Origin of the sequence: Nocardioides sp., from assembly GCF_031422975.1 — a bacterium.
GTDB lineage: Bacteria > Actinomycetota > Actinomycetes > Propionibacteriales > Nocardioidaceae > Nocardioides.
Genome location: NZ_JANPEO010000040.1, coordinates 1 through 4,784, shown reverse-complemented (window position 1 = coordinate 4,784; position 4,784 = coordinate 1). Strand labels below are relative to the sequence as shown.

Genomic DNA, 4,784 nt, shown 5'->3' with positions numbered 1-4,784 from the left:
ACCGAGGCCGGGCCGGAGGTCGCCGTGCCGGCGACCAAGACCTACCTGACCCAGCTGGTGGCGATGGCCGTCCTCGCCGACGGCCTCGGCGGCAACCTCGCCGAAGCGCTGGCAGCGGTGCCCGACGCCGTCTCCTCGCTCCTGTCCGTCGACGTCGCCGCCGCGGCGCACGCTCTGGACGAGGCCACGGACGTGGTCGTCTCCGGCCGCGGCCTGCTGATGGGTACGGCGCTGGAGACCGCCCTCAAGCTGGAGGAGACCTGCCTCCAGCCGGTGCGCGGCTACTCCTACGCCGACCTGCGCCACGGACCGATCTCGGTGGTCACGTCCGGAGTGCTCGCCGTGCTGGTGGCCGCGGCCGACGGACCGCTGGCCGCACCGATGGTCGAGCTCGCCACCGATCTGGCGTCGCGCGGGGCACGGATCCTGGGAATCGGTGGGACCGACGAGTTCCGGGCTCACTGCGACGTACACCTCGAGGCGGGGACGCTGCCCGAGATCGTCACGCCGCTCACCGCGATCGTGCCGGCCCAGCTGATGATCGAACGGCTGGCCCGCGACCTCGGCCTCGACCCTGACAAGCCCAGGGGCCTGGCGAAGGTGACCAGGACTGACTCACAGTGATCAACCATCCACACGAAGGGGAAATGACATGAGCAAGGCAGAGCAGATCCTCGCGGGCCTCGGCGGCGCCGCGAACATCGTCGAGATTGAGGCATGCATCACCAGGCTGCGGACCGAGGTCAAGGACGGCTCGCTCGTCGACCAGGCCGCGCTCAAGGCCGCCGGCGCGCACGGCGTGATGGCGGCGGGCAACACCGTCCAGGTCGTCGTCGGCCCCGAGGCGGACAACCTCGCCGAAGACATCGCGGACCTGATGTGACCGAAGCGAGAGGCCGCGTCGGCCTGCACCCGCTCACGAGCCGCACGTCTGCGGCCGAACTGCGAGAGAACGAGGAGACAGCGTGAGCTCGCCGGTCCAGGTCCTGGCTCCGTGCCCCGGCACCGTGCTCGCCATCGCCGACGTCCCCGACCCGGTGTTCGCCCAGGAGATGGTCGGCCCCGGCGTGGCGATCGCCCCGGCGGACGGGCCCACCACGGTGGTCTCCCCCATTGCCGGCAAGGTCCTCAAGGTGCATCCGCACGCCTTCGTGGTGCTCGGTGACGGGGTGGGCGTGCTCGTGCACCTCGGCATCAACACCGTGCGCCTCGAGGGCGCCGGTTTCGAGGTGCTCGTCGAGCAGGGCGCCGACGTGGCCGCCGGCGACCCGATGATCCGCTGGGATCCGGCGACCATCTCCGGTGCCGACATCTCCACCGTCGTCCCCGTCGTCGTGATGGACGCACCTCGCGGCTCGGTGACCTCCGATGCCGTCGGCTCCCACGTCGTGGCAGGCGACCTGCTCTTCACGACCGCGTGAAGCCGGCCGCGCTGCTGCTCGACCTCGACGGGACGCTGGTCGACTCCGAGCCGCTGCAGCGCGAGGGCTACCGGCGCTTCTTCGCCTCCCGCGGCTGGGACGTGCCCGACCTGTCGGTGTTCACCGGCCGTCGTGCCGAGGACGTGCTCCCCACCCTCGACGGCCCGTGGCGCGACGACGACCACGCCGCCATCGCCCGCGAGGTCACGGACCTGGTGCCGCGCGACGTCGCGCCGGCGGCCGTCCCTGGCGCACCCGAGCTCATCCGGGCGGCCGTCGACGCCGAGGTCCGGATCGCGGTCGTGACCTCGGCCGGACCCGCCTGGGTGCAGCAGGCGGTCGGTGACGGCCTGGGCCTGCTCGACCTGGTCGACGTCGTCGTGACCGCCCAGGACGTGGTGGACGGCAAGCCCCACCCCGCCTGCTACCTGCTCGCCTGCGAACGGCTGGGGCTGCACCCGGGCGCCGCCCTCGCGGCCGAGGACAGCACCGCCGGGGTCCGGTCCGCGGTCGCGGCCGGCGTCGGGCACGTCGTGGGCGTCACCACCCGCCGCCCGGCCGCCGAGCTGCGCGACGCCGGCGCGCACGCGACCCACCCCGACCTGCGTGCGGTGGCCGAGCTGGTACGCCGTCTCGTGCCGTAGCTCGTTCGGGCCGGTCGGGCCGGTCGGCCACGAGGGTGGTGAGCGCCTACAGTGCGAGGGTGGGCGTACCCGAGGACTGGCTGCTCACCCAGACCGAGCGTGGCAACCCGCAGACCCGCCTGGACGACCAGCACCCCGGCGACCGGGCCTGGTCGGAGGGCAACCTGGTCCGGCCGCTGATCCACGGGGCGACGTACTTCGCCGAGCTCTTCGAGCGGATCGAGGCCACACGCCCAGGTGACCTGGTGCTGTTCACCGACTGGCAGGGCGACGCCGACGAGCGGTTGACCGGCGAGCCCGGCAGCGAAGTCATCGAGGTGCTCGGCCGCGCCGACGAGCGCGGGGTCGACGTCCGCGGGCTCGTGTGGCGCTCGCACAGCGAGTCGATCGGCTTCACCGCACGGGAGAACGCCCAGCTCGGCCGAGGCCTGCAGCGGCGAGGGGCCGAGGTGATCCTCGACATGCGGGTGCGCACCGGCGGCTCGCACCACCAGAAGATGGTGGTGATCCGGCACCAGTACGACCCCAGCAGGGACGTCGCCTACGTCGGCGGCATCGACCTGTGCCACTCCCGTCGCGACGACGCGATGCACGGCGGCGACCCGCAGGTGCTGGACACGATGGCCGACGAGTACGGCGCCACCCCGCCCTGGCACGACATCCAGGCCGCGATCACCGGGCCGGCCGTGCACGACGTCGAGACCGTCTTCCGCGAGCGCTGGGAGGACCCGACCACGCTGCGCCGAAGTCCGATCGTGGTCCTGCACGACCGACTGCGCGGCCTGGACACCAGTCCCGACCCGCTGCCCGAGCAGCTGCCGCCCCCGCCGCCCGCCGGACGGCACTCGGTCCAGCTGCTGCGCACCTACCCCGACCTGCGGCAGGGCCGCGACTACGCGTTCGCCCGTGGTGGCGAGCGCAGCGTGGCCCGTGGCTACACCAAGGCGGTCGAGAAGGCCCGGCGGCTGGTCTACGTCGAGGACCAGTACCTCTGGGGCCACCACGTCAGCAACGTGTTCGTCGAGGCGCTGCGCCGTCAACGCGGGCTGCACGTCATCGCCGTCGTGCCGATGCACCCCGACGTGACCGGCTTCAGCCGCACCGCCCAGCTGCTCGGCCGGCGCCGGGCGATGCTCGACATGCACCGCACGGCGCCGGACCGGGTGTCCGTCTACGGTCTCGAGAACGCAGCGGGGACGCCGATCTACGTGCACGCCAAGACGTGCACGATCGACGACACCTGGGCGAGCATCGGCTCCGACAACTTCAACCGGAGATCGTGGACCCACGACTCGGAGCTGTCGACGGTGGTGGTCGACCCGGAGGGTGAGTTCGCCCGCGACCTGAGGCTCACGCTGGCCGCCGAGCACCTCGACCGTTCGCGCGAGGACGTCGAGGAACTGGCCGAGCCCGAGGCGATGTTCGCGGCGTACGCCGACGCGGCGACCGCGTTGGACGCCTGGCACGCCCGCGACAGGTCCGGCCCCCGCCCGCCCGGCCGGCTCCGGCGCCTCGAGCCACCACGGCTCGGGGTGGTCCGGCGCGCGCTCGCGACAGCGCCGTACCTCCTGCTCCACGACCCCGACGGCCGACCCCGGCCGCTGAGACGCGTCGACCGCTTCTGACCGCGGCGGCGCCGAGTCAGGCCGTCAGCGCGGGTCGGGATCGCCCTCACGTGTCGAGCGGCTGGGCTTGAGCAGGGTCACGGGACGGAAGTGCGGCTCGTGGCCGGCGACGTAGATCCGACCCGTGTGTGGCTGCACGTCCAGCAAGGGCGAGGCGGTCTCCTCGTCCGGCGCGGTCCGCTGCGCCACGACCGTGGGCGCCGGGACCGTGGGCGCCAGGAGCTGCTCGAGGTGACGAAGCCGGTCGGTCATGTCAGAAGGCCGTTCGGCCTTGTGCGTGTTCATCCCTGCGCCCCTGTCGATGGACCCGAGATGACTCCTGTGCCGTGCGACGCCCACCGTCTCCCGAAAGGCGGAACGCAACATCGCCCAGGTTGGGGATGATGTCGCCCCCGCCGGATCACCGAAGCCAGCTCGCCCAAAGATTTACCAACCGGACTAGACACGTGCGATCAGGCGGCGACCTTCTCGCGGCGGGCGACCTGCTCCAGGCGGGCCTGGGCCGCGCGACGGATCTTCGGGCCCTTGGTGGTCATGGCGTGGAGAAGCTTGAGCTGGCTCGGCAGGTTCTTAGCGCTGGTCGTGGCGAGCCAGCCGTTGGGCAGCGAGAGGCGCACGACCTTGTGCCAGGCCGAGTAGACCTGCGGCACGAGCGGGCGGGAGAGGTAGGTCAGCTCGTACTTCTCGAACAGGGCCTGCACCTTCGGCGCGATCTCCGCGTAGCGATTGGACGGCAGGTCCGGGAACAAGTGGTGCTCGATCTGGTGCGAGAGGTTGCCGCTCATCAGGTGCATGGCCTTGGAGCCGGAGATGTTGGCCGAGCCGAGCATCTGACGGACATACCAGTCACCCTTGGTCTCACCCTCGATCGAGCGCTTCTCGAAGGTCTCGACGCCCTCGGGGAAGTGACCGCAGAGGATGATCGAGTTGGACCAGAGGTTGCGCACGATGTTGGCGGTCACGTTGGCCGCAAGGGTCGGCAGGAACGAGCCGGTCGGGATCGACAGGATCGGGTGCGCGACGTAGTCCTTGGTGGCCTGCTTGCGGATCTTGGAGAGCACGTTCTTCGCGCGACGACGGAACTCGGGGTCTGA

At 71.6% G+C, this 4,784-nt stretch carries 7 protein-coding genes; 5 read left to right on the top strand and 2 right to left on the bottom strand.

The window, feature by feature from the left end:
* The 5 genes from RMO85_RS01395 to RMO85_RS01375 all read left to right on the top strand — a co-directional run.
* Positions 1-624: SIS domain-containing protein (locus tag RMO85_RS01395; protein ID WP_310525985.1), on the top strand; the 624-nt coding region annotated here is incomplete at its 5' end.
* A gap of 28 nt (positions 625-652) precedes the next feature.
* A complete protein-coding gene (locus tag RMO85_RS01390; RefSeq protein WP_310525984.1) occupies positions 653-883 on the top strand; it encodes a PTS glucose/sucrose transporter subunit IIB in 231 nt (76 codons plus the stop codon).
* Positions 884-965: 82 nt separating this feature from the next.
* Positions 966-1,421: a PTS glucose transporter subunit IIA gene (locus RMO85_RS01385; RefSeq protein ID WP_310525982.1), complete on the top strand. Its 456-nt coding sequence runs from the start codon at positions 966-968 to the stop codon at positions 1,419-1,421.
* The gene (locus RMO85_RS01380; RefSeq protein WP_310525981.1) at positions 1,418-2,065 is read left to right on the top strand and encodes an HAD family phosphatase; all 648 of its coding nucleotides are present in this window, start codon (positions 1,418-1,420) and stop codon (positions 2,063-2,065) included. Before RMO85_RS01385 ends, RMO85_RS01380 begins: the two co-directional genes overlap by 4 nt.
* 59 nt (positions 2,066-2,124) lie before the next feature.
* Positions 2,125-3,690 (top strand): phospholipase D-like domain-containing protein, encoded by a 1,566-nt coding sequence (locus RMO85_RS01375; RefSeq protein ID WP_310525979.1) that lies wholly within the window; start codon positions 2,125-2,127, stop codon positions 3,688-3,690.
* Between the two features lie 24 nt (positions 3,691-3,714).
* On the opposite strand, the gene RMO85_RS01370 is transcribed toward RMO85_RS01375, so the two are convergent.
* Positions 3,715-3,975, bottom strand: a complete 261-nt coding sequence (locus RMO85_RS01370) for a hypothetical protein (protein WP_310525978.1) — start codon at positions 3,973-3,975, stop codon at positions 3,715-3,717.
* A 167-nt stretch (positions 3,976-4,142) separates the two neighbouring features.
* The coding region (locus tag RMO85_RS01365) for an acyl-CoA desaturase (RefSeq protein WP_310525977.1) at positions 4,143-4,784 on the bottom strand (642 nt) is incomplete at its 5' end.

What these genes read in the sequence shown, in the direction of transcription:
- RMO85_RS01390 (WP_310525984.1), top strand. Translation starts at nt 653, where the DNA reads ATGAGCAAGGCAGAGCAGATCCTCGCGGGCCTCGGCGGCGCCGCGAAC.
- RMO85_RS01370 (WP_310525978.1), bottom strand. Translation starts at nt 3,975, where the DNA reads ATGAACACGCACAAGGCCGAACGGCCTTCTGACATGACCGACCGGCTT.